Below are 23220 nucleotides of genomic sequence, written 5' to 3'. Positions count from 1 at the left end.
TCAACTGGCATAATGATTGTTTTGTACATATGGCTCCTCCTTGTCTTTGTGGAACTATCAGAACACATAATACGTTCTGAATATGTCATTTAGTTCGCAAAATAGTTTATCGAGGACAGGGGAGTTGTAAAGTTTCGTTAGGCGGGGCAAAACAGAAAGAGGATGCATAACATCCTCTTAATTGATTAACGCGGAAGGTTAGCGATGAAATTCGCCTGCCGCTTCCGGCTGATACAGTAGTTCAAGAACTTCCAGGTGGGTTGAAGTACCGCCCGGTAACTCCCAGTGAATCGCACTGCCTGCACGCAGGCCAAGCAGCGCTGCGCCAACGGGCGCCATCACCGAAAGCTGGGTGCTGCTGTCGGTCATCTGTGCCGGGAAGACCAGCGTGCGGACACGCTCTTCACCGGTCGTGAGATCGCGGAATCTGACCTGGCTATTCATACTCACTACATCATGCGGCATGTCCTCAGGGGCACACATCTGGGCACGATCCAGTTCGTCGTTTAGCGCGTTCGCCACCGGGGAATTTGCGTAAGCAGGTTGCTCAAGCAGGCGGTCGATACGCTCGGCATCGAACTCATTAATAATGATGGCAGGTCTGGTCATTATTTACTCCATGTCTATCGATTATCCAAAAGAAAACCCTCACCGCCAGCGGCAAGGGTTCATCTCATCCCATCATACTGATCCTGGCCTCAGGTTTGAAGTGATACAGCGCACATTCGAAGATGGCAATAATCTTCGTTGTGTGAATTTTATGCGAAATACCTCGCAATCTATAAATCTGGATTATTCTTTTTAGGCTGCACCTGGCAGCGTCCTTCCTGTACAGGAGATCGTATGAGTGGTTTCGATAAACTGACCCTGAAAGATGGTAGTTATCTCTGGTTTAAAGATTGGGGGAGTGGACAGCCAATTGTATTCAGCCACGGCTGGCCGCTGACGTCTGATGCGTTTGAGGATCAGATGCTGTATCTGGGGTCAAAGGGATATCGGGTTATCGCCCACGACAGACGAGGCCACGGACGCTCGGCGCAACCCTGGGATGGGCACAATATGGATCAGTATGCGGACGATCTGGCAGAGCTGACGGCTCACCTTAATCTGAAAGACGCGGTGCACGTCGGACACTCGACCGGTGGCGGTGAAGTTGCGCGCTATATTGGTCGACACGGCACGCAGCGAGTGGCGAAAGCGGTGCTGATTGGCGCCGTAACGCCCATCATGGTTAAGACGGACTTTAACCCGAACGGCGTGCCGCTTGAGGTGTTCGATGGTATTCGTGACGGCGTGATTAACGATCGTGGCGCATTCTTCTACGAGCTGACGGCGGCGTTTTACGGCTATAACCGTCCTGGCGCGAAGGAGTCGAAAGCGGTACGTGAAGGCTTTGTTGAGCAAGGACTTCACGGCTCGATTAAGGCGCTATATGACTGTATCAAGGCCTTCTCGGAAACCGACTTGCGTGAGGACCTGCGCAGAATGACCATCCCGACGCTGGTGATTCACGGCGATGATGACCAGATTGTGCCGTTTGAAACCTGCGGCAAGGTGGCGGCTGAAATTTTGCCAAACGCGGAGCTGAAGGTGTATCGCGGCGGATCGCACGGGATCTGCACCACGCACAAACATCAGATCAATGAAGATCTGCTGTCGTTTATCGAGCAATAGTATGAATTGCCCCCGAGAACCGGGGGCATTACCGCATGTTTAGTAACCGATTTTATCCAGAACGAACTGTTTGCCACAGTTGCCGGGATGCGGCTGCGGGAGCAGCGAATCTGCCGTCAATGGGTTGTTGATGCTGGCAGATTTAATCGCAATCTGCATTTCGGTCAGATAAGCCGGATTGCCGTTGCACGTTAGTTTCACTGCCTTGACACTTTCTTTGCCGAAGGCGCGGGCGACCGCATCGTCAAAGCTTGCACGGGTGACGGTTTTGCCATAGTTGGCGGCAAGGAACTGGCCGAGCGCGCTTTGTTTCACTTCGCCGTTCAGGCGCACCATTGTGCCGAAATAGGCATCCGGATCAAAACCAAAGCAGACGCCGTGTTTTGCGTACTCGTAGCGCTCGAGACAGGTGTTCCCACCGCTACCCGGCATCACCTGATTGAGTTTATTGGCGACTTCCAGCGATAAGCCGGTCTCTTCAGCGGCACATTTGCGGCTGGCTTTTGCTTCCGGCATGTTTGGAATCGGGCGGGTTGCGCAGCCAAACCGCATCCAGCGATTGTTATCGACACCGCGAGAGGCAATTGAGCCCGGCAGGCCTGGCCATAATCCATGTACAGTGAGGTAATCGGCCTTATTTACGGCCTCTTTTTGTTGCTGGCATTCCAGCGGCTCGTTGCGGTTTCTATCATGCTGGCTCTGGCAAAAACCGGTTTGCCAGGAGAGTGCCAGGACGTAACGGTCGAAGTCGCCATATTGTGTAGGCTCCAGCGGGGCAGCATGAAGGCTGCCAGCGCAGAGCAGCAGCGCGCATCCTGACACAATATTCTTCCTTAACATATTCCTGACTCCACGGTTTAATTCATTTAGTGACGTTATTACATAATAAAATAAGGCGCCCTCAGGCGCCTTATTTATTTAGCCAATAAATGATTACGCGGCGACGCCGGGCACCAGAATCTCGGTGGCGATAATGACCGCGATGAGACCAATAATAACCGGCAGCGATGTGCGCTTAACCACTTCAAACGGAGATATTTTCGCCATACCGGCTACCGCTACTACCACGCCGGAGACCGGGGAGATAGTACGACCGAGGTTAGAGGCCTGCAGCATCGGAATAGAAAGATACGCGGGGTTGACGCCGGAGGATTGCGCCAGCTTTGGAATCATCTCAACAAAAGCATAGAACGGTGCGTTACCGGAACCGGTGGTCATTGCTGCCAGCATCGTCAATATGACCAGTACCAGCATCAGTATAATGCTGGCGGAACCGAACGAGGTTGCGATGGAAATCAGGCTGTTAATAAAGCCGATAGTGCTCAGACCCTGAGCAAATACGCCCGCCGCAACCAACAGCATCACCACGCCTGCGAATGCATCAGCCATGCCGCGATAGGCAACTTCGAGTCCTGCAAACACGTTTTGGGTATTAAAGCCGCGCAGGAATTCCAGCACTGCGGCCAGCAGCATGCAGATAACCAGGATGGCAATAATATGCAGCTCCGGGCCCCATTTACCGTCAAAAATCAGTACCCCGACAATTGGCGTAAACGGCAGGATGGCGTAGAAGCGAGGTGCCGTGGTGGTAATTTCACTGACATCCAGCATTTCGTGAGAAATATTCTCTTTTTTATCCAGGTAGCGCTGCCAGAAGAAATGGGTAATCGCCATAGCAATAATGGCAATGATGGAAATAGGCAGTGTGGTTTTAAACGCAAAATCAATCAACGGCATTTCTGCGGCTTTTGCCGCCAGCACCACATCACCGGAAGTAGGGGAGAGAATAATAGCGGCAGGTGAAGCACAAATAGCGGCGGCTGCACCACGGCTGATACCCACGTTAACCATCACCGGGAATAGCGTGCCCATCAGTAATACGCCAAGCCCGGTCGCTGAAGAGACGGCCAGCGACATCAGACAGGCCACAAAATAGGCGGCAATCATCAGTAAATAAGGCGAGTTAATAAATTTCAGCGGCTTGGAGGTTAACTTAACGACCATATCATTAGCGCCGATATGCGTCATATAAGCGGCAAAACCGCAGAGCATCATGATCATCATGCCGAGGTCGCCGCCGCGGCTCATCAATAAGATCTTGATATATTCAATAATATCGGTTGCAGAGTAACCGGTACTGGTTTCACTGCTAGGTAAAATCTTGTGTCCCATCAATGCGCTGGCAATCAGTAGCAGTAAGCCACCGACGAAAAGGACCCCCGTTGCTGAGTAACCTTTGATGATGTAGCGAGCCACGCCCACAATAACCACAACACCAATCAGGAGTTCAAAGAACGTTAACATTATTAACACCTATCGCCCAGTTGTAAAAATTGACGCAGTGCTGCATCAAAAGTAAGGGGTGAAATGTGCCGAAAAAAACGACAAATTTAGCTGATGAAAATCAATAAAAAGAGTAATTAAAGAAAGCGAAATGATCATTTGGTCGGTGTACTCACAAAGTGGAACATTGTCACCACAATGAGTATAGCGTGCTGGTGGAATACTATACAGCCAGAGGAAATGAAATGTTACCTTGCCATTTGTAGGGATAAAAGCCTGGTAGCCTCAGTTGTTGCGAAGAGGGATAGCATTCTTTTACAGGCGACTGGTGATGAGATAAAGCTGCATAAAAAACATGCAAAATAAGCCGTCATTTAATTATTAAGTATTTATTCTCATATTACGAAAATATTATGCTAATAATTTAGCCGAATATTATCAGAAGGCACTTTTTATTTATGGTTTTCTCGAACCTGGACGAGAATGCTTATCGTTGGCAGTCAGTATGCATTATAATTTAGCTTAGGCCGTTAGGTTGGCTTGACAGTTTGTTTAGGAAAATTCTAATTTATAATTCAGATGAAGAAAAAAACTAAGTCGCTGCGGCGGTTAAGATATCATTAAGCTTACGTTTGATAGAATGTTCTTAATTAATCATTTTTTGGCAAGATTATCGTGTTAAAACTAAATAGATTTTTCGCACTGTTAGTAGTGATGGTAGGGCTTTTCGGTACCACTCTTTCTGCCCATGCGTCTTTTACCGGGACGATTAAGGATGGCTATAACACGCTGAGCAATAACATTGCACAGACCTGGGATGAGCCGCAGAACTACGATCTGTATGTGCCGGCGATTACCTGGCATGCCCGTTTTGCCTACGATAAAGAGAAGACGGACAAATACAATGAACGTCCCTGGGGTGCTGGTTTTGGTATCTCGCGTTGGGATGATAAAGGTAACTGGCATGGCATCTATTTGATGGCATTTAAAGACTCCTTTAATAAGTGGGAGCCGATTGGCGGCTACGGTTGGGAAGCCACCTGGAGACCGCTGGCAGACGATAAGTTCCACCTTGGGTTAGGTTACACGATTGGGGTGACTGCGCGCGATAACTGGAACTATATCCCGGTGCCGGTTGCACTGCCGATGGCCTCTATCGGTTATGGGCCCGCCACGTTTCAGATGACCTACATTCCAGGAACCTATAACAACGGTAACGTCTACTTCGCGTGGCTCCGTTTCCAGTTCTAAAGTCGGCCTGGAGCACAGCTTACGGTAATGTCAACCCGCAAATAAAAGTTAGAGACATTTATCACTTTTTAACGAAGTTAGGCTGGACAAAACCCACGACAATTGTTGTACTGTTAACTGACACAGATTAGTGTCGTTTTTTCATATAAAGGTAATTTTGATGTCTAAGATTAAAGGTAACGTTAAGTGGTTTAATGAGTCCAAAGGATTCGGTTTCATTACTCCGGAAGATGGCAGCAAAGACGTATTCGTACACTTCTCTGCAATCCAGACCAACGGTTTCAAAACTCTGGCTGAAGGTCAGCGTGTAGAGTTCGAAATCACTAACGGTGCCAAAGGCCCTTCTGCTGCTAACGTTACCGCTCTGTAAGCGAGAATAGCAGTCAGAATTCAAAACCCGCTTAATCGCGGGTTTTTTTTATCTTTTTTCTAGCGGCTAGAGCTGAAAAGCCAGAAGGCCAGAGCGGTCATCGCAAATGAGCCCAACAGGTTGACCGTAATATTCAGCAGCGCCCAGCTAAACTTCCCTGCCTGCAGTAAGAAGACCACTTCCGACGAGAAGGTGGAGAAGGTCGTCAGCCCCCCGCAAAAGCCCGTGGTGATGAGCAGCTTCCAGACCGGGTCTACCTGAGGTAGACGATTAAACCAGGCAAGACCGGCACCAATGATAAACGCCCCAATCAGGTTTGCTGTTAACGTGCCCAGAGGGATGGCGTGATGCATGGGATTGAGTTTCAGGCTCAGCAGCCAGCGAGCCACGCTCCCGGTACCTCCGCCAATAAAAACGGCCAACAAAAGTTGCATCGTGCGAGTTTCCTGCCATTTTCTATTAATGGGTTCAGTTTAACGCTGAATAGATGAATCTGGCTATATACTCATCAGCATTCATCATATTGATATATTAGTAGAACCTGAGGAGTGGGGATGCGGGTAGCTGCAGGACAGTTTGCTGTCACGCCGGAGTGGCAGGTCAATGCGCAACGCTGTGTGGCGCTGATGCGCTCGGCAGCGGAGGCGGGTACGTCTTTGTTGGTGTTGCCTGAAGCGCTGCTGGCGCGCAGTGATACTGACCCTGATATGTCCGTGAAGTCGGCACAGCCGCTTGATGGCGGTTTTATGCAGCTATTAAAAGCGCAAAGCCGTAATGATTCAGTAACAACGGTGTTGACGATTCATACTCCCTCCAGAGAAGGTCGTGCGAGAAACACGCTGGTGGTGCTGCGTGAAGGAGAGGTGATTGCCCACTATCATAAACTCCACCTCTACGACGCATTTTCTATTCAGGAGTCAAAGCGGGTGGATGCCGGTGATGTCCTCCCGCCGCTGATTGAGGTTGAAGGCTATAAGGTGGGTGTGCTGACCTGCTACGATCTTCGTTTTCCAGAGCTGGCGTTGACCCTCGCGCTACAGGGGGCGGATATTCTGGCGCTGCCCGCCGCCTGGGTTCGTGGGCCGTTAAAAGAGCACCATTGGTCAACGTTGCTTGCGGCTCGTGCGCTGGATACCACCTGTTATATCGTGGCAAGCGGTGAGTGCGGGACACGGAATATTGGTCAAAGTCGGATTATTGACCCGCTGGGCGTCACTCTGGCTGGCGCAACGGCCGAACCGCAGCTGATTGTTTCTGATATTCAGCGCGAGCATCTTTTGAACGTTCGCCATCAGCTTCCAGTACTGGTGAATCGACGGTTTGCGCTACCGCAATTAACGTGACGCTTTTTTAAACAATGCTTGATTCACCTTGTTACAGATTGCTATTGTGTGCGCGCGCCAGATGACCGTTAATAAACCACAGTGATGTGGCGCATTCTGCAGCCTGTTTTTGAGAAGAAGGTATCTATGGGTGAGATTAGTATTACCAAACTGCTGGTAGTGGCAGCACTGATTGTTCTGGTGTTTGGTACCAAAAAATTACGGACTCTGGGTGGGGATCTGGGTTCAGCCATCAAGGGCTTCAAGAAAGCCATGAATGATGATGAAACCACGGCGCAAAAAAGCGCAGATGAGACCCCGGCAGAAAAACTCTCTCATAAAGAGTAAGCAGGGCAGCGTTTCACGTGGCGTGCCGATTTGCGTGCGCCATGCGCGGGTGTGAGCATCCGCGGAAGGGGCTACAGCGTAAGCACGTTGTAGCCCTTTTTCATGGAAATAACATTGCTAATATTATCTTATTGAAACAATTTATTTCTGCTTAAGGCATAAAAAAAGCCGCTTTCAGCAGAGAGCGGCTTTTTTGTTTCTGGCTACGGGCTTATTTAACTTCCATGCCTTTAGCCTGGAGATCGGCGTGGTAGGACGAACGCACGAACGGACCACAGGCTGCATGGGTAAAGCCCATTGCCAGCGCTTCGGCTTTCATCTCTTCAAACTCGTCAGGGCTAACGTAGCGCTGTACCGGCAGGTGGTGACGACTTGGCTGCAGGTACTGACCCAGCGTCAGCATGGTAACGCCGTGGCGGCGCAGGTCGCGCATCACTTCAATAATTTCCGCGTTGGTTTCACCCAAACCAACCATCAAACCAGACTTGGTCGGGATCTCTGGGTGGGCTTCTTTAAAGCGCTCAAGCAGTTTTAATGACCAGTTATAGTCGGCACCCGGGCGAACCTGGCGATAAATACGCGGCACGTTTTCCAGGTTATGGTTGAAAACATCCGGTGGCGTTGCGGTCAGGATCTCTAACGCGCGATCCATACGGCCGCGGAAGTCCGGCACCAGGGTTTCAATCTTAATGGTTGGGCTCTTCTCACGAATGGCGGTAATGCAATCAGCGAAGTGCTGAGCGCCACCGTCACGCAGATCGTCACGATCCACAGAGGTGATAACCACATAGCGCAGCGCCATATCGGCAATAGTCTGGGCCAGTTTTTGTGGTTCGTTAGCATCCGGGGCCACCGGGCGACCGTGGGCAACGTCGCAGAACGGGCAGCGACGGGTACAGATTGCGCCCAGAATCATAAAGGTAGCGGTGCCGTGGTTGAAGCACTCAGCCAGGTTAGGGCAGGACGCTTCTTCACAGACGGAGTGCAGGCCATTTTTACGCATGGCTGCTTTGATACCCTGGATACGGGAGGAGTCTGCCGGAAGTTTAATTTTCATCCATTCCGGTTTTCGCAGCAGCGCTTCGCGCTCTGTTGCCACGTTTTTAACCGGGATAAGGGCCATTTTATCGGCATCGCGGTACTTAACACCGCGTTCCATCACAATGGGTTTACTCATAGCGTACGTGTTCCAGTTCCGAGTATCGAGGGAAAGCGTTTCAATTCAAGGGAATGTTGTATTTATCAACTATTTTTGAATTTATAGCAGGCAGTATACCATTTAAATGGGGCATAAAGCAGCCTACCGTGCCGGCAAATTGTAAAATAGTTGTTGAATAATGCTTTTTTGCCGGCTAAGGAAGGATGAGGAGCTGGAGGCTCAAAACGCCTGGTGGATGACGTTGATAATGTTTTGCATTACCGGGTCGCGCAGGCTGAGTTTATTGTAATGCAATGAAAAGTCGACGCGTTCCTGCTGGAGCGGTTCGAAATCCAGCGTCTTCAACGGCCAGCACTGTTTGAAGATATGATAAAAGCGCAGCGGCATGATGCCTATCAGGTTGCTTGAGGCAATCAGTGACGCGATGGTGAACAGGTTGTAACTGCTTACGCTAACCTGACGATCGGGAAGCATATCGCGAATACGTTTGTACTGGTCATTTTGCCCCGCACCATCCATCGTCAGAAGCGTGTGCTCGTACTGCATCAGCGTGTCCAGAGAAGGTTCTTCATCAACTGCCGGGTGCTCGTTGCGGCACACCAACACCAGTCTGTCGCTGAATAGCGAATGACGTCCCAGCGTGCGCGGATTGTTATGTTCGTGGTTATCGATGATGAGATCGGTCTGAAACTGGCTGAGCTGTGCGTTTGCATCCGTCACGGCAACGTTGCGCAGCAGAACCTGCGGGTAGGTCTTTTTCACAATTTGGTAGATGACCGGCATGACAATAGCACCCACGGAGGCGGCGGTGCCGATGGTGATGACCCGCTGCTTGTCGTAGCTGCCGTTCAGGTCCAGCGCCCCAAGAATCGACTCCAGACCCTGGCTGATATATTCATGAAGATGCGTAGCATAGGCCGTTGGTGTGACACCTTGACCTTTACGAATAAAAAGGGGATCGGGGAAGAGGAGTCTAAGTTTCTGAATTGACTGACTTATCGCAGATGGGGTGAGATTCAGTATTTTCGCAGCATTTACGATGCCTTTATGCACATATACCGCTTCAAATATGGTCAATAAATTAAGATCTATATTACGTAGCGTACGGAAAATTTGTGGCGTGTCATTTTCGACATTAAGGTTGGTTTTATTTTCAGGCTTATCGTTATAATCCACACTGCTTACCCCCGCATTCATTCACACCATGAATGATAGTTTATCGTAATAATAATATTATTATTCTGGACGCCACTCGATCGCAAGATAAAAACGAGATTTTTGCGTTATGAGTCAATGCATTAGTAAAGCTAATGCATTGATGTGCTCTATGTTTATATGCGTTTTTTTTGCGCAAAATTGCGATCTACGATGCATTTTATGGCGAGAACATTCAAAAAAAATAGAGAATCATTCCCTTATTGTAAAGGGCAGCAGAAAAATATAGTGAATGGCCCAACGGATTATTGGGCCAAAATATATAATATATTAAGCGTTGATATATTCGTGAGGTGGATTGTTTAGCAGCGCTAAAAAATGGGAGACTAATCGTGGGGATATATTTTCCGGCTTCGCATCGTTAACCCATTGTGAAACCTGGGCCATTTCCATTCCCGCGTAACCACAAGGGTTAATTCTCAGGAAGGGGGAAAGATCCATGGCAATATTGAGCGCCAGGCCGTGGAATGAACAGCCTTTACGAATGCGCAGCCCCAAGGAGCAGATCTTTTTCTCGCCGACGTAAACACCCGGTGCATCGGCGCGCGGATGTGCCTCAATGCCGACTTCTGCCAGCGTATTCACGACGGTTTGTTCGAGAAGCGTCACCAGTTCTCGTACGCCTAGCTTGCGGCGTTTGAGGTTTAACAGAACGTACATCACCTGTTGACCCGGCCCATGATAAGTCACCTGGCCGCCCCGATCGCTCTGAATCACCGGAATATCTCCCGGAACCAACACGTGTTCGGCTTTGCCTGCCTGGCCTTGCGTGAACACAGGCTGATGTTCAACCAGCCAGATTTCATCCAGCGTGGATTCATCACGGCTATCGGTAAAATCATGCATTGCCTGAGAAATGGGTTCGTAGGGTTGCAGGCCGAGTTGACGGATCAGGAGGGTATTTAAGTCCAAAACAGCGTCTCCGCAGAGAGGGGAAATGATGGTTGCAGAGTATATCACAGGGAGAAGGGCGGAGGCGTTACCCGGCTGTGCCGGGTAACGGTGATGCGATTACAGCACCATACGGACGATTTCGATATTGCCCAGCTCTTCGTACAGCGTCTCTACCTGCTCAATGTGAGTGGCATTGATGGTAATGGACACCGAGTGGTAATTGCCTTTGCTGCTCGGTTTTATCTGCGGAGAGTAGTCACCTGGCGCATGGCGCTGTACCACTTCAACCACCAGGTCAACCAGCTCAGGTTTCGCCAGACCCATTACTTTGTAAGTAAATGGTGTAGGGAATTCAAGCAGTTCGTTCAGTTTGGTTTTCATGTCAGCTCCAGTGTTGAAAAAGAACAACTCCCGCCAAATGTGCGGGAGTTGTTTTTACTATGCATAGTATATGGGGATGGAAATCACACTTTCAAGTGGGTGATTTTTAACCAAACCAGTGGTGGAACATTAATTTAATGTAATCAATGATCTTGCCGAAGAAGTTACCTTCAGGAATTTCCTGCAGAACCACCAGAGGACGCTGATCGATGGTTTTGCCATCCAGCTGGAAGTTAATGGTCCCCACAACCTGATTTTTCTGCAGTGGCGCATGTAGCTCGCTGGTGGTCAACACGTAGCTGGCCTTGAGGTCTTTCATGCGGCCACGCGGGATGGTCAGATAAACGTCTTTATCGACGCCCAGGGAGGCGCGATCGGTGTCACCAAACCAGGCTGGCTCAGAAGCAAACTCTTTACCCGCTTTAATTGGGTTCACGGTTTCGAAGAAACGGAAGCCCCAGGTCAGCAGTTTTTTACTTTCGGTTTCACGGCCCTTGTAGGTACGACCGCCCATCACGGCAGAGACCAGACGCATCTGACCTTCAGTTGCGGAAGCGACCAGGTTGTAGCCTGCTTTATCGGTGTGGCCGGTTTTGATGCCGTCCACGTTCAGGCTGTTGTCCCACAGCAGACCGTTACGGTTGAGCTGACGGATACCGTTAAAGGTGAACTCTTTTTCTTTGTAGATAGTGTATTCGTTCGGTACGTCACGGATCAGCGCCTGGCCAATCATCGCCATGTCGCGTGCGGAACTGTACTGACCATCAGCGTCCAGGCCGTGAACGGTCTGGAAGTGCGTGTTCTGCAGGCCCAGTGCGGTGACGTAGCTGTTCATCAAGCCAACGAAAGCATCCTGGCTACCGGCCACGTAGTCGGCCATTGCGACGCACGCATCGTTACCAGACTGCAGGTTAATGCCGCGGATAAGCTGGGATACGGGAACCTGCATGCCAGGCTTCAGGAACATCAGGGAAGAGCCTTTGAATACCGGGTTGCCGGTCGCCCAGGCATCGTTGCCGATGGTGACTAAATCTGACTCTTTAAATTTACCTGCTTTCATTGCCTGGCCGATGACGTAGCTGGTCATCATTTTGGTCAGGCTCGCCGGGTCGCGACGGCTGTCAGCATTCTGCTCAGCCAGGACTTTACCGGAGTTGTAATCAATAAGAATGTAGGATTCCGCGTCAATCTGCGGAACGCCTGGGATCATGGTTTTGATGTTCAGGTCATCGGCGTAGGCAGCGGAAGACAGTGCTGCGACGGAGAGCGCCGGAATGAGTAAGCGAGCGAAAAAAGAGGTCTTCATGGTCAAAACAACGACATCCGTGATGGAGTTAAAAAGTGCCTTACTATAGCAAATGCCCCACAGACAGGCATCCGACATCGTATATGAGTTTGTTAACGACTTTTACATATACGAAGATTCGGATACCTCTGAGCGTTCTAGTTGGCGTGAGTAATAAACGATTGCAGCTGCGCTTCGCTCTGCAAACGCTGTTGTATTGTGCTGGCCGCGCTTTTGCTGCCGAACGGGCCGAGCTGAATACGCCAGACCGCGCCGTTTTGCGTGACGCGGCCCGGTACGGAAAACTGCTGACTTAAGCGCTGTTGATACTGCTGTGCACGCGTCTGATCGCTAACGGCACCCACCTGAACGACGTAATCGCCGGTGGCAGCGGATGCGGTTGAGGCGGCGGCCGGGGCGGCAACGGCTGCGGCCGCTGGGGCGCTAACCGGAGCGGTGCTTGCTGGCGCGCTCACCGGTGCTGCCGTCGCGGCAGGGGCTGGTGTTGGAGCCGGCTCTTCCAGTACGCCGCTATTTAATGGCGTTGGAGCGCCAAGGAAGCCGCCGCTTTTCACCGGTGCGCCTTCGCCGTTGTCGGCGGAGGTCAGGGTATCGTTGCTGATCGCGCGAACGTCACCCTGTGGCGCGCTGGCCTGCGGGGCGGAAGAGGCGCTGCCCATCCCGCCACTCAGGTCCGGGCGGCTCGGCAGGGCGTAGGTCTGTTTCGCCACGGTGGTACAGGCCATGCCTGGACCGGAAAGTGAACCATCCTGAGCCACAATAATCGGGTCGATACGGACCTTGGTATTGTTGGAGGTGTTCAGACGGTCCGCTGCTGCGCGAGAAAGAGAGATTACACGATCGTTGCCATAAGGACCGCGATCGTTAATGCGTACCACGATCATTCGACCGTTGGCCAGGTTGGTGATACGCGCGTAGCTTGGGATAGGCAACGTCGGGTGCGCCGCCGTCAGCTGCGTCGGGTCAAAAGCTTCACCGGAAGCGGTCAGGTTGCTGCCCGGTTCGGCATCATAAATGGCGGCGAGACCGGCCTGGCTGAAGTTTGATGGGTCCTGAACGATTTTGTATTTCTTACCGTCACGTTCATAGTCCTGATTTGCGGTTGCATTCAGGGTCTCAAAGTGCGGATCGGCCCCGCTGATTTCTACCGACGGGCCGTTACATACTGCAGGTTGTGGTGCAGAGACGGTTTTTTGCTGAACATCATCGCTCGAACAAGCCGCCAGCAGCCCTGCCGCTATGCAGATCCCAAGCCATTGCTTACGCATTGAGCACCCCTTAGACGCTTTTTGACAACATTTTTCTGTGGGTGTGTATCGACATAACGATACCAAACCCGGCCATTAGTACGATTAGGGCCGAGCCCCCGTAGCTGACCAGCGGTAGCGGTACGCCAACCACCGGTAAGATGCCACTTACCATACCAATATTTACGAAGACATAAACGAATAAAATCAACATTAAACCGCCGGCCATCACGCGGCCGAAGGACGTTTGCGCCTGAGCGGCAATCCACAGTCCCCGCATAATCAGCAGGACGTAGAGCGCCAGAAGAATAAGAATGCCGATAAGACCCAGCTCTTCTGAAAGCACCGCGAAGATAAAATCGGTGTGGCGTTCCGGTAGAAACTCGAGCTGCGACTGCGTACCGTGCAGCCAGCCTTTTCCGCGCAGGCCGCCGGAACCAATAGCGATTTTAGATTGAATAATGTGGTAGCCCGCGCCCAGTGGGTCTGATTCTGGGTCCATGAGCATCATGACTCGCTGACGTTGATAGTCGTGCATCAGGAAGAACCACAATATCGGGATAAACGCGGCGACCAGAAGAACGGCAATCAGAATTAAACGCCAGCTTAAGCCGGCCAGGAACAGTACGAACAGGCCAGAGAGTGCGATCAGAATCGAGGTCCCGAGGTCAGGCTGCGCGGCAACCAACAGGGTTGGCAGGAAGATCAGTACCAGCGCAATCCCGGTGTTTTTCAACGTCGGTGGACAGACATCGCGGTTGATAAAACGCGCCACCATCAGCGGTACCGCGATTTTGGCAATTTCTGACGGCTGGAAGCGGACGACACCCAGATCCAACCAGCGCTGCGCGCCTTTGGAGATAGCACCAAAGGCGTCCACCGCCACGAGCAGGATAATACAGAAGATATAGAGCCACGGGGCCCAGCCTTCGTATACGCGCGGTGGGATTTGCGCCATCACGATCATGATGACGATGCCCATCGCAATCTGGCCGATTTTTCGCTCCATCATACCCATATCCTGGCCGCTGGCGCTCCAGATAACCAGAGCACTGTAGGTCAGCAGCGCTAGCAGAATGAGCAGCATGGCAGGATCGATGTGGATTTTATCCCAAATGGATTTTTTGTTCGGATTATCCGTCATGTTTATTGGTCCTCCGATGCGGCGGCCGCTGGGTTCTCAGCCGGTAAATCGGTGTTGTTATCGCCCAACATAATGTGGTCGAGAATTTGACGCATAATGGTACCAACTGCCGGACCCGCACCGCCGTTTTCTAAAATAATAGCGACCGCCACTTGCGGGTCGTTATACGGTGCGAACGCGGTCATTAATTTATGGTCACGTAAACGCTCTGCAATACGATGGGCGTTGTACGTTTCGTTTGCCTTCAGGCCGAAGACCTGCGCGGTACCTGACTTGGCGGCAATTTTGTACGGTGCGCTGGCGAAATATTTATGCGCGGTACCGTTACCACGATTGGCAACGCCAAACATCCCGTCTTTGGCAATTTCCCAGTAGCCGGAGTGAATATCGCCAATAGGAGGCTCCGGCGGCTGTATCCATGGGACTTTTTTGCCATTTTCTACCGTGCTGGACAGCAGATGAGGCGTTTTGGTAATGCCGTCGTTAATCAGGATCATCAGCGCTTTACTCATCTGGATAGGCGTCGCCGTCCAGTAACCCTGACCGATTCCCACCGGAATGGTATCGCCCTGATACCACGGTTTTTTAAAGCGTTTCAGCTTCCACTCGCGCGTCGGCATGTTACCGGAACGCTCTTCCGCAAGGTCGATGCCGGTGTAATCACCGTAGCCAAACTTGCTCATCCACTCGGACAGACGGTCAATACCCATATCATAGGCGACCTGGTAGAAGAAGGTATCCGCGGACTCTTCCAGCGCTTTGGTAACGTTCAGATGGCCGTGGCCCCATTTTTTCCAGTCGCGATAGCGTTTTTCTGAGCCCGGAAGCTGCCACCACCCTGGGTCAAACAGGCTGGTATTGCGGTTAATCACGCCTGCGCTCATGGCGGAGACGGCCACATACGGTTTCACCGTTGAAGCTGGTGGGTAAACCCCCTGCGTCGCACGGTTAACCAGCGGAGTGTTCGGATCGTTTAACAGGCCGCTGTAGTCTTTACTGGAAATGCCATCAACGAACAGGTTTGGATCGTAGCTTGGCATTGAGACCAGCGCCAGAATGCTGCCGTTGCGTGGGTCTGTGACTACGACGGCGGCGCGGCTACCGGCGAGCAGCGTTTCGATATACTGCTGGAGCTTCAGATCAAGCGTCAGGTAGATATCGTGCCCGGCCTGCGGCGGGACTTCTTTGAGCTGTCGGATAACGCGGCCACGGTTGTTAACCTCAACCTCTTCATAGCCGGTCTGCCCGTGCAGCATGTCTTCGTAATAACGTTCGATACCGAGTTTGCCGATATCGTGGGTCGCCGCATAGTTGGCGAGCTTACCGTCTTTATCCAGGCGGTCGACGTCTTTATCGTTAATTTTGGAGACGTAGCCGATAACGTGGGTCAGGGCAGAACCATACGGATAGAAGCGGCGCTTGTAGCCCTTAACCTCAACGCCCGGGAAACGGTACTGGTTGACGGCAAAGCGCGCCACCTGCACTTCGGTGAGGTTAGTTTTCAGCGGGATGGAGGTAAAGCGGTGTGAACGTGCACGCTCTTTTTTAAAGGCGGCAATATCATCATCGGAAAGGTCAACGACGCTGCGCAGGCCATCAATGGTCTCCTGCACACTGTCGACTTTTTCCGGCATGATTTCCAGCTGGTAGATGGTGCGGTTAAGCGCCAGCGGCGTCCCGTTGCGATCGTAAATAATGCCGCGGCTTGGTGCGATGGGCACCAGCTTGATGCGGTTTTCGTTAGAACGCGTCTGGTAGTCGGTAAAACGAACGATCTGCAAATTGTAGAGGTTGGCAATCAGCACGCCGGTAAGCAGCAAAATTCCCAAAAAAGCGACCACCGCCCGGCGCACAAAAAGCGCGGACTCTGCCGTATAGTCGCGAAAAGAATTCTGTAGTTTCATTCGCTGCTTAATCTACCTAGGTCTCATTATTCGCGGTGGTAAGGGTGGTTGGTGGTAATACTCCACGCCCGGTATAAACTTTCGGCAACCAGCACGCGCACAAGCGGGTGTGGGAGCGTCAGCGTGGAGAGCGACCAACTTTGCTCTGCTGCGGCTTTGCATGCCGGGGAAAGACCTTCAGGGCCGCCGATAAGCAGGCTGACGTCACGACCGTCACCTTTCCAGCGTTCCAGCTCACGGGCAAGCTGTGGCGTATCCCAGGGTTTGCCTGGAATATCCAGCGTGACGATGCGGTTTTTTCCTGCGGCGGCGAGCATTAACTCGCCCTCTTTATCCAGAATACGTTTGATGTCCGCGTTTTTACCGCGCTTGCCGGCAGGAATTTCCACCAGTTCGAACGGCATATCTTTCGGAAAACGACGAAGGTATTCGGTAAACCCGGTTTGTACCCAATCCGGCATTTTGGTGCCGACGGCGACCAACTGCAGCTTCACAACTTAACCCCAGAGCTTTTCCAGTTCATACAGGCGACGGCTGTCTTCCTGCATGACGTGGACAATGACATCGCCTAAATCAACAACAATCCAGTCGCCGGTATTTTCGCCTTCAACGCCCATCGGTAGCAAACCGGCGGCGCGGGATTCCTGGACCACATGGTCGGCAATGGACATTACATGGCGGCTAGAGGTGCCAGTACAGATAACCATGCAATCAGTGATGCTGGATTTACCTTTAACATCAATGGAGATGATGTCCTGACCTTTCAAATCATCAATTTTGTCGACAACAAAATCCTGGAGTGCTTTACCCTGCAAGTGTTCCCCCTGGGGTGTGAAGATAAACAATATTAAACAGCCTGACAGTATACCCGAACTGAAAACATTATCGGGACAAAAAATCACCGAACGGGCGTTCTGGCGGGCTATCATCCCATCCCTTTACGCCGATTGCATCGCCATTTTTGTAAAACAATTTCTGTCCACAAGTGCAGGAGGGGGATGATTCTGGCTGCGGAGAATAACAGCCTGGCAATTGGTGTCAATGGGTGGACGGACGTCTGGTGAAGAAATCCGTTTTATTCCGCTTCAGGTAGCCAGATTGCTCTACTATTGAGCACCCGGAGGGTGACGAATTCCGCTGAAAAATCAATAACGCTCCACGCGCCGTGGTCGATGCGGAAATGCCACATTCCGGCCATCGGCATGCCGAGCAACAGCGCTGTCAGCAGGCTAAGTACGCCCTGGTGACTAACAATAAGTAGATTCTCATCCTGGTAGTGAGGGAACTCGGCGGTAAATGCCGAGATGCGATGAGAAAAATCGGGAAAGCTTTCGCCGTTGGTCGGCGCGGCATGCTGCCAGTCGGCGCACCAGGCGGCGTAGTTTTCTTTATCTTCAACCTGAAGGTCGCGGTGATGACGCATCTCCCAGTCGCCGAAAAACATTTCGTTAAGCAGCGGGTGTGGCGTGACGGGAATGTGACGATTGCCTAACAGCAGACGCGCCGTATGCTGGGTGCGCTCCAGTTCGCTGCACAGCACTCGGTCGAAGGGAACGTGATGCAGCATCTCACCGAGACGTTCAGCCTGCTTCATGCCTTTAGCGGTTAGCGGAGTATGGGCATGGCCGCTGTATAGACCTGCTACGTTGGCCTCGGTTTCACCGTGGCGTACCAGCCAGATTTTCATCCTGCTTCCCCTTTAGCCTGGCGTTAGGCTCCGTGGTGATAGAGCCCCTGATTCATGATGTAAGAGAGTACTGCCTCCGGCATCATCTCCTCGCAGGACTCGCCGCGCTCTAAGCGTTCGCGAATCAAGGTGGCGGAGACGTCAAACCACGGCGTTTCCGCGAGGTAAATTTTCCCGGCTGGCTGATTATGCAGGTCTTCGATATTGCTGGTGAGGTGGCGGTCGAGCCACTGCTGGTGTTCTTCCTGCTTCATGGTCAGCGGATAGCCAGGTCGACGAGTCACCAGTAGGTGAGCGTTGTCGAGGATCGTTTCGTAACGCTCCCAACTTGGGAAGGTAAGCAGTGAGTCCTGGCCGATGATAAAGGCGAGTGGTTGCTCTGGACCTTGCTCCTGTCGCCATTCCAGCAGCGTATCAGCCGTCCAGGACGGCGTATCACGGCGCAGTTCACGTTCGTCGAGAACGAACAGCGGTTTGTCGGCAATGGCCAGTTCGGCCATAAACTTGCGCTGTTCGCTGGTGGCTTCCGGCTGCGGGCGGTGCGGCGGCACGTTGTTGGGCATAATAATGACCCGGGACAGACCAATCAGGTTGGCCAGAATCTCTACCGGCTTAAGGTGACCGTAGTGAATGGGATCGAAGGTCCCGCCAAAAAGCGCCTGTAGTTTTGCCATATCATCCATCGATAAAAACGTCGGCCAGTGCTTTATGACAAAGCAGTAGCGACAAACTTTCCAGTTCAGCCCAGACCGACTGACCGTAATCTTGCTTAAGCGTAAGTTCCGCGTGGCTTAACAGCGTGACGGCTTGACGAAGCTGCGGCGCGCTAAGGCGGTTGAGCGCATCGCCCACCATGCCACGACGGTTTTGCCAGACCCGATGCTTATCAAACAGCGAACGCAGCGGCGTGTGTGCACTCTGACGTTTCAAGGTTACCAGCAACAGCAGTTCACGTTGTACGGTACGCAGCAGAATCACCGGCTCGCTGCCTTCTAATCGTAGCTGTTGCAGGATATGCAACGCGCGTTTGCTTTTACCGGCTAACAGGGCGTCGACCCAGTGGAAGGGGGTAAAGTGCGCGGCATCGTTAACGGCCTGTTCTACGCGAGGCAGCGTCAGCTTACCGTCCGGCCACAGTAGTGACAGCCGTTCCAGCGCCTGCGATAGCGCCAACAGGTTACCTTCATAGCAGTAACACAGCAGTTGGCTGGCAGGTTCATCAAGCTGAAGGTTGTTCTGTTTTGCGCGGTTGGCAAGCCAGCGCGGCAGGTTCGCCGGTTCCGGCGTCTGGCAGCTGATCTGTACGGCATGGGTGGCCAGTGCGGTAAGCCAGGCGGCGTTTTCCTGTGCTTTGGTCAGCTTGTTGCCGCGAACGATCAGCAGAAGATCGTCATGCAGCAGGCCGACCAGCGTAGCGAGCTGCTCGTTAATGGCAGCATTGGGGCCGTTTTCAGGCAGCAGCAGCAGCAGCGTCTGACGGCTGGCGAACAGGCTCATCGCCTGGCACAGGGAAAAGAGCTCATGCCAGTCGGTACTGGCATCAAGCGTAAAGGTATGGTGCTCGATAAAGCCTTCGCTTACGGCGGCGTGCCGTATAGCGTCCTGGCTTTCCTGAAGGAAAAGGGGGTCATTACCGAGCAGGAGGTACGCCGCGCGCAACCCTTCGGAGAGCTGCGCGCGGAGTTGTTCTGGGTACAACCGAATCATCAGTTACCCAGAGTAGTGGAGACACGAGAGCCAGCGGCAGGCTCGTCTGCCTGATTCGCCGCGCTCTCTTTGATATCAGCAGCGTGTACGCTTGGCAGCTTACGAATGAGCTGCTCCGCTGCTCTTTGGTACATCTCTTGGATGATTATGTCCTGTTCATTGTCTTTCGCCAGCGCTTTTTGTGGGTTGTCGAAGAACGAACGGAATACTTTGGTATTGATCGGGAAAATATCCTGACCTGGGATCAGCACCGTAGCGTTGACCGTCATCACCATCTGGTACTCAGCAGTTTGACCATTCTGGAAGACGGAGGCGGTATCCTTCTGGATGCTGGATGAGCCAAGACGCAGAGACGGCACGTCCTGACGCGTCGTGCTCTGATCAAGTACGGTAATACCGCTCGCTCTCAGCTGATCGCGGACCGCGCGGCTCAGAGGGCCGTTAGGATCGCTAGACTGAAGAATCAACGTTTTCATATCGTCCGGTACCTGCGTAGTACTACGCAGATGCCAGCCGCATCCAGCGGTGACCAGCACCGCCAAAGATAACAACAATGTTGTCAGATATCGCACGCTTCCTCCCGCGCTTAGCCAACGACCAGGTTAAGCAGCTTGCCCGGTACGTAAATCACTTTACGTACGGTTACGCCCTCAAGGTATTTTGCAACCAGGTGTTCCTGGCCTGCACGTTCACGCACTTGTTCTTCGGTCGCATCCACCGCAACGGTGATTTTACCGCGAACTTTACCGTTGACCTGAACGACGACCAGCGTGGTGTTTTCGACCATCGCTTTTTCGTCGGCTACCGGCCACGGTGCGTTATCGATATCGCCTTCACCACCCAGTTCCTGCCACAGCGTGAAGCAAACGTGAGGGGTGAACGGGTTGAGCATACGCACGACCGCCAGCATCGCTTCCTGAATCAGAGCGCGGTCCTGTTCGCCTTCCTGCGGTGCTTTCGCCAGTTTGTTCATCAGCTCCATAATCGCCGCGATGGCGGTGTTGAAGGTCTGACGACGACCGATATCATCGGTAACTTTAGCAATAGTTTTATGAACGTCACGGCGCAGAGCCTGTTGATCTTCGCTCAATGCATCAGTATTCAGGGCTGCAACCGGGCCACGTGCGGTGTGCTCGTAAACCAGTTTCCAGACGCGTTTCAGGAAGCGGTTAGCCCCTTCTACGCCGGACTCCTGCCATTCCAGGGTCATATCCGCTGGGGAAGCAAACATCATGAACAGACGCACGGTGTCTGCGCCGTAGCGCTCAACCATGACCTGTGGATCGATACCGTTGTTTTTGGACTTGGACATTTTGCTCATGCCGGTATACACCAGCTCATGACCTGCCGCGTCCTTCGCTTTTACGATACGACCTTTTTCGTCACGCTCAACGATAGCGTCAACCGGGGAAACCCAGTTACGTTCGCCGTTGACGCCCACGTAGTAGAAGGCATCCGCCAGCACCATGCCCTGACACAGCAGCTGCTTAGCCGGTTCATCAGAGTTCACCAGGCCTGCATCACGCATCAGTTTGTGGAAGAAGCGGAAGTAGAGCAGGTGCATGATGGCGTGTTCGATACCACCGATGTAGATATCAACCGGCAGCCAGTAGTTTGCCGCTTTAGAATCCAGCATGCCTTCCTGATACTGCGGGCAGGTATAACGCGCGTAGTACCATGACGATTCCATAAAGGTATCGAAGGTGTCGGTTTCACGCAGTGCAGGCATACCGTTAACGGTGGTTTTTGCCCACTCTGGATCGGCTTTGATCGGGCTGGTAATGCCGTCCATGACGACATCTTCCGGCAAGATAACCGGCAGCTGATCTTCAGGGGTTGGCAGTACGGTGCCGTCTTCCAGCGTCACCATCGGGATTGGTGCGCCCCAGTAACGCTGACGAGATACGCCCCAGTCGCGCAGACGGTAGTTAACTTTACGTTCGCCAACGCCCATTGCAGCCAGTTTGTCAGCAATCGCATTGAAGCCGTCTTCGTAGCTCAGGCCGTCGAATTCGCCGGAGTTAAACAGAGTGCCTTTTTCAGTCAGCGCCTGCTCGGAGAGATCGGGCTGGCTGCCGTCGGCAGCAAGAATAACCGGCTTAATGTTCAGACCGTATTTGCTTGCAAATTCATAGTCGCGCTGATCGTGACCAGGAACGGCCATCACTGCGCCAGTACCGTACTCCATCAGCACGAAGTTTGCAGCCCAGACTGGAATGGCTTCGCCAGTCAGTGGGTGAATCGCTTTAAAGCCGGTGTCGACGCCTTTTTTCTCCATGGTCGCCATGTCGGCTTCAGCCACTTTGGTGTTGCGGCATTCGTCGATAAAAGCAGCCAGGGCTGGGTTGTTCGCAGCAGCCTGCTGTGCCAACGGGTGGCCTGCAGCAACGGCCAGGTAGGTGCAACCCATGAAGGTATCTGGACGGGTGGTGTAAACGGTCAACTTGTCGGCGTAGTCGTTAACGTCAAAGGAGATCTCAACCCCTTCGGAACGGCCAATCCAGTTACGCTGCATCGTTTTCACGGTGTCAGGCCAGTGATCCAGATTGTCCAGATCGCTCAGCAGTTCGTCGGCGTAAGCGGTGATTTTGATAAACCACTGCGGGATCTCTTTACGCTCAACTTTGGTATCGCAGCGCCAGCAGCAGCCGTCGATAACCTGTTCGTTCGCCAGTACGGTCTGGTCATTCGGGCACCAGTTCACCGCAGAGGTCTTCTTGTACACCAGGCCTTTTTTGTACAGCTCGGTGAAGAACTTCTGCTCCCAGCGATAGTATTCCGGGGTGCAGGTGGCCAGCTCGCGGCTCCAGTCATAGCCAAAGCCCAGCATTTTGAGCTGGTTTTTCATGTACGCGATGTTGTCGTAGGTCCACGGCGCAGGCGCGGTGTTGTTTTTTACCGCGGCGCCTTCAGCTGGCAGGCCGAACGCATCCCAGCCGATTGGCTGCAGAACGTTTTTACCCAGCATGCGCTGATAGCGAGCAATCACATCGCCGATGGTGTAGTTACGGACGTGGCCCATGTGTAGTCGACCAGAAGGATAGGGTAGCATCGACAGGCAGTAATACTTCTCTTTGCTCTCGTCTTCAGTAACTTCAAATGTGCGCTTCTCATCCCAGTGAAGCTGGACTTTCGATTCTATCTCTTCCGGGCGGTATTGCTCTTGCATGGCAGCCAGTGATCCTATTTTCAATACAGCTACAAATGTAGCCAATAGACGTGGTATTTCAGATCCGCATAGCATAGCCCAAACGTTCACGTCAAAACAGCCTTTCGCACATTATGGCGGCGAAAAGCTCTGGGTGACTTTTATCAACTCTGTGGCAAA

24 protein-coding genes are annotated in these 23220 nt (G+C 52.4%); 5 read left to right on the top strand and 19 right to left on the bottom strand.

Annotated features, from left to right (window positions below; genetic code table 11):
* Positions 1 to 198: 198 nt before the first annotated feature.
* The gene (gene rnk / locus GKAS_RS11180) at positions 199 to 609 is read right to left on the bottom strand and encodes a nucleoside diphosphate kinase regulator (RefSeq protein ID WP_035894344.1); all 411 of its coding nucleotides are present in this window, start codon (positions 607 to 609) and stop codon (positions 199 to 201) included.
* A 234-nt stretch (positions 610 to 843) separates the two neighbouring features.
* On the opposite strand from rnk, the gene GKAS_RS11175 reads away from it, so the two are divergent.
* Positions 844 to 1674: an alpha/beta fold hydrolase gene (locus tag GKAS_RS11175; protein ID WP_035894343.1), complete on the top strand. Its 831-nt coding sequence runs from the start codon at positions 844 to 846 to the stop codon at positions 1672 to 1674.
* Between the two features lie 39 nt (positions 1675 to 1713).
* Here the strand turns inward: GKAS_RS11175 and rna are convergent, their stop codons facing one another.
* Together rna and dcuC are read right to left on the bottom strand one after the other, a co-directional pair.
* Positions 1714 to 2514, bottom strand: a complete 801-nt coding sequence (rna, locus tag GKAS_RS11170; protein WP_035894341.1) for a ribonuclease I — start codon at positions 2512 to 2514, stop codon at positions 1714 to 1716.
* A 93-nt stretch (positions 2515 to 2607) separates the two neighbouring features.
* Entirely contained in the window at positions 2608 to 3978 is a 1371-nt protein-coding gene (gene dcuC, locus GKAS_RS11165; RefSeq protein ID WP_035894340.1) for an anaerobic C4-dicarboxylate transporter DcuC, read from the bottom strand.
* 654 nt (positions 3979 to 4632) lie between these two features.
* On the opposite strand from dcuC, the gene pagP reads away from it, so the two are divergent.
* Both pagP and cspE read left to right on the top strand, forming a co-directional pair.
* Entirely contained in the window at positions 4633 to 5208 is a 576-nt protein-coding gene (pagP, locus tag GKAS_RS11160) for a lipid IV(A) palmitoyltransferase PagP (RefSeq protein WP_373995163.1), read from the top strand.
* A 160-nt stretch (positions 5209 to 5368) separates the two neighbouring features.
* Complete coding sequence (cspE, locus tag GKAS_RS11155) at positions 5369 to 5578, top strand: transcription antiterminator/RNA stability regulator CspE (RefSeq protein WP_000034826.1); 210 nt, start codon at positions 5369 to 5371, stop codon at positions 5576 to 5578.
* A gap of 59 nt (positions 5579 to 5637) precedes the next feature.
* On the opposite strand, the gene crcB is transcribed toward cspE, so the two are convergent.
* Positions 5638 to 6012, bottom strand: coding sequence for a fluoride efflux transporter CrcB (gene crcB / locus GKAS_RS11150; protein ID WP_035894338.1), 375 nt, complete (start codon positions 6010 to 6012; stop codon positions 5638 to 5640).
* A gap of 120 nt (positions 6013 to 6132) precedes the next feature.
* Between crcB and GKAS_RS11145 the strand changes: the two genes are divergently transcribed.
* Both GKAS_RS11145 and tatE read left to right on the top strand, forming a co-directional pair.
* Positions 6133 to 6921: a deaminated glutathione amidase gene (locus GKAS_RS11145; protein WP_035894337.1), complete on the top strand. Its 789-nt coding sequence runs from the start codon at positions 6133 to 6135 to the stop codon at positions 6919 to 6921.
* 126 nt (positions 6922 to 7047) lie between these two features.
* Positions 7048 to 7248, top strand: coding sequence for a twin-arginine translocase subunit TatE (tatE, locus tag GKAS_RS11140; RefSeq protein ID WP_035894336.1), 201 nt, complete (start codon positions 7048 to 7050; stop codon positions 7246 to 7248).
* 211 nt (positions 7249 to 7459) lie between these two features.
* On the opposite strand, the gene lipA is transcribed toward tatE, so the two are convergent.
* From lipA to leuS, 15 genes are all read right to left on the bottom strand, one after another.
* Positions 7460 to 8425, bottom strand: a complete 966-nt coding sequence (gene lipA / locus GKAS_RS11135) for a lipoyl synthase (RefSeq protein WP_035894335.1) — start codon at positions 8423 to 8425, stop codon at positions 7460 to 7462.
* 201 nt (positions 8426 to 8626) lie between these two features.
* Positions 8627 to 9583: a YbeF family transcriptional regulator gene (locus GKAS_RS11130; protein ID WP_035894347.1), complete on the bottom strand. Its 957-nt coding sequence runs from the start codon at positions 9581 to 9583 to the stop codon at positions 8627 to 8629.
* A gap of 309 nt (positions 9584 to 9892) precedes the next feature.
* The gene (lipB, locus tag GKAS_RS11125; protein WP_035894334.1) at positions 9893 to 10534 is read right to left on the bottom strand and encodes a lipoyl(octanoyl) transferase LipB; all 642 of its coding nucleotides are present in this window, start codon (positions 10532 to 10534) and stop codon (positions 9893 to 9895) included.
* Positions 10535 to 10633: 99 nt separating this feature from the next.
* On the bottom strand, positions 10634 to 10897 hold the full coding sequence (gene ybeD, locus GKAS_RS11120; protein ID WP_035894333.1) for a DUF493 family protein YbeD: 264 nt from the start codon (positions 10895 to 10897) through the stop codon (positions 10634 to 10636).
* Between the two features lie 106 nt (positions 10898 to 11003).
* Positions 11004 to 12203, bottom strand: a complete 1200-nt coding sequence (gene dacA / locus GKAS_RS11115; RefSeq protein ID WP_035894332.1) for a D-alanyl-D-alanine carboxypeptidase DacA — start codon at positions 12201 to 12203, stop codon at positions 11004 to 11006.
* A 137-nt stretch (positions 12204 to 12340) separates the two neighbouring features.
* Positions 12341 to 13471, bottom strand: a complete 1131-nt coding sequence (rlpA, locus tag GKAS_RS11110) for an endolytic peptidoglycan transglycosylase RlpA (protein WP_035894331.1) — start codon at positions 13469 to 13471, stop codon at positions 12341 to 12343.
* A gap of 10 nt (positions 13472 to 13481) precedes the next feature.
* The gene (gene mrdB, locus GKAS_RS11105; RefSeq protein ID WP_035894330.1) at positions 13482 to 14594 is read right to left on the bottom strand and encodes a peptidoglycan glycosyltransferase MrdB; all 1113 of its coding nucleotides are present in this window, start codon (positions 14592 to 14594) and stop codon (positions 13482 to 13484) included.
* A 2-nt stretch (positions 14595 to 14596) separates the two neighbouring features.
* Positions 14597 to 16498, bottom strand: a complete 1902-nt coding sequence (gene mrdA, locus GKAS_RS11100) for a peptidoglycan DD-transpeptidase MrdA (RefSeq protein ID WP_035894328.1) — start codon at positions 16496 to 16498, stop codon at positions 14597 to 14599.
* A 26-nt stretch (positions 16499 to 16524) separates the two neighbouring features.
* Positions 16525 to 16992, bottom strand: coding sequence for a 23S rRNA (pseudouridine(1915)-N(3))-methyltransferase RlmH (gene rlmH, locus GKAS_RS11095; protein ID WP_035894327.1), 468 nt, complete (start codon positions 16990 to 16992; stop codon positions 16525 to 16527).
* Positions 16993 to 16995: 3 nt separating this feature from the next.
* Positions 16996 to 17313, bottom strand: a complete 318-nt coding sequence (gene rsfS / locus GKAS_RS11090; protein ID WP_035894326.1) for a ribosome silencing factor — start codon at positions 17311 to 17313, stop codon at positions 16996 to 16998.
* Positions 17314 to 17573: 260 nt separating this feature from the next.
* Complete coding sequence (locus GKAS_RS11085; RefSeq protein WP_035894325.1) at positions 17574 to 18185, bottom strand: adenosylcobalamin/alpha-ribazole phosphatase; 612 nt, start codon at positions 18183 to 18185, stop codon at positions 17574 to 17576.
* A 23-nt stretch (positions 18186 to 18208) separates the two neighbouring features.
* Positions 18209 to 18868 (bottom strand): nicotinate-nucleotide adenylyltransferase, encoded by a 660-nt coding sequence (gene nadD / locus GKAS_RS11080; protein WP_072011388.1) that lies wholly within the window; start codon positions 18866 to 18868, stop codon positions 18209 to 18211.
* Positions 18861 to 19892, bottom strand: a complete 1032-nt coding sequence (gene holA, locus GKAS_RS11075; RefSeq protein ID WP_035894322.1) for a DNA polymerase III subunit delta — start codon at positions 19890 to 19892, stop codon at positions 18861 to 18863. The genes nadD and holA overlap by 8 nt, the downstream gene beginning before the upstream one ends.
* A complete protein-coding gene (lptE, locus tag GKAS_RS11070; RefSeq protein WP_035894321.1) occupies positions 19892 to 20464 on the bottom strand; it encodes an LPS assembly lipoprotein LptE in 573 nt (190 codons plus the stop codon). Before lptE ends, holA begins: the two co-directional genes overlap by 1 nt.
* A gap of 14 nt (positions 20465 to 20478) precedes the next feature.
* Positions 20479 to 23061, bottom strand: a complete 2583-nt coding sequence (gene leuS / locus GKAS_RS11065) for a leucine--tRNA ligase (RefSeq protein ID WP_115074590.1) — start codon at positions 23059 to 23061, stop codon at positions 20479 to 20481.
* Between the last annotated feature and the right edge of the window lie 159 nt (positions 23062 to 23220).

It is taken from the genome of Kluyvera ascorbata ATCC 33433 (assembly GCF_000735365.1).
In the GTDB taxonomy this organism is placed as follows: Bacteria; Pseudomonadota; Gammaproteobacteria; order Enterobacterales; family Enterobacteriaceae; genus Kluyvera; species Kluyvera ascorbata.
This window is presented reverse-complemented; position numbering and strand designations above follow the sequence as displayed.

Excerpts from the sequence above, each read along its gene's own strand:
- mrdB (WP_035894330.1), bottom strand. The coding sequence starts at position 14,594 with ATGACGGATAATCCGAACAAAAAATCCATTTGGGATAAAATCCACATC.
- GKAS_RS11085 (WP_035894325.1), bottom strand. The coding sequence starts at position 18,185 with ATGAAAATCTGGCTGGTACGCCACGGTGAAACCGAGGCCAACGTAGCA.
- rna (WP_035894341.1), bottom strand. The coding sequence starts at position 2,514 with ATGTTAAGGAAGAATATTGTGTCAGGATGCGCGCTGCTGCTCTGCGCT.
- nadD (WP_072011388.1), bottom strand. The coding sequence starts at position 18,868 with ATGGATGATATGGCAAAACTACAGGCGCTTTTTGGCGGGACCTTCGAT.
- lipA (WP_035894335.1), bottom strand. The coding sequence starts at position 8,425 with ATGAGTAAACCCATTGTGATGGAACGCGGTGTTAAGTACCGCGATGCC.
- crcB (WP_035894338.1), bottom strand. The coding sequence starts at position 6,012 with ATGCAACTTTTGTTGGCCGTTTTTATTGGCGGAGGTACCGGGAGCGTG.
- rnk (WP_035894344.1), bottom strand. The coding sequence starts at position 609 with ATGACCAGACCTGCCATCATTATTAATGAGTTCGATGCCGAGCGTATC.
- GKAS_RS11175 (WP_035894343.1), top strand. The coding sequence starts at position 844 with ATGAGTGGTTTCGATAAACTGACCCTGAAAGATGGTAGTTATCTCTGG.
- holA (WP_035894322.1), bottom strand. The coding sequence starts at position 19,892 with ATGATTCGGTTGTACCCAGAACAACTCCGCGCGCAGCTCTCCGAAGGG.
- dacA (WP_035894332.1), bottom strand. The coding sequence starts at position 12,203 with ATGAAGACCTCTTTTTTCGCTCGCTTACTCATTCCGGCGCTCTCCGTC.
- rlpA (WP_035894331.1), bottom strand. The coding sequence starts at position 13,471 with ATGCGTAAGCAATGGCTTGGGATCTGCATAGCGGCAGGGCTGCTGGCG.
- ybeD (WP_035894333.1), bottom strand. The coding sequence starts at position 10,897 with ATGAAAACCAAACTGAACGAACTGCTTGAATTCCCTACACCATTTACT.
- tatE (WP_035894336.1), top strand. The coding sequence starts at position 7,048 with ATGGGTGAGATTAGTATTACCAAACTGCTGGTAGTGGCAGCACTGATT.
- leuS (WP_115074590.1), bottom strand. The coding sequence starts at position 23,061 with ATGCAAGAGCAATACCGCCCGGAAGAGATAGAATCGAAAGTCCAGCTT.
- dcuC (WP_035894340.1), bottom strand. The coding sequence starts at position 3,978 with ATGTTAACGTTCTTTGAACTCCTGATTGGTGTTGTGGTTATTGTGGGC.
- GKAS_RS11145 (WP_035894337.1), top strand. The coding sequence starts at position 6,133 with ATGCGGGTAGCTGCAGGACAGTTTGCTGTCACGCCGGAGTGGCAGGTC.
- cspE (WP_000034826.1), top strand. The coding sequence starts at position 5,369 with ATGTCTAAGATTAAAGGTAACGTTAAGTGGTTTAATGAGTCCAAAGGA.
- mrdA (WP_035894328.1), bottom strand. The coding sequence starts at position 16,498 with ATGAAACTACAGAATTCTTTTCGCGACTATACGGCAGAGTCCGCGCTT.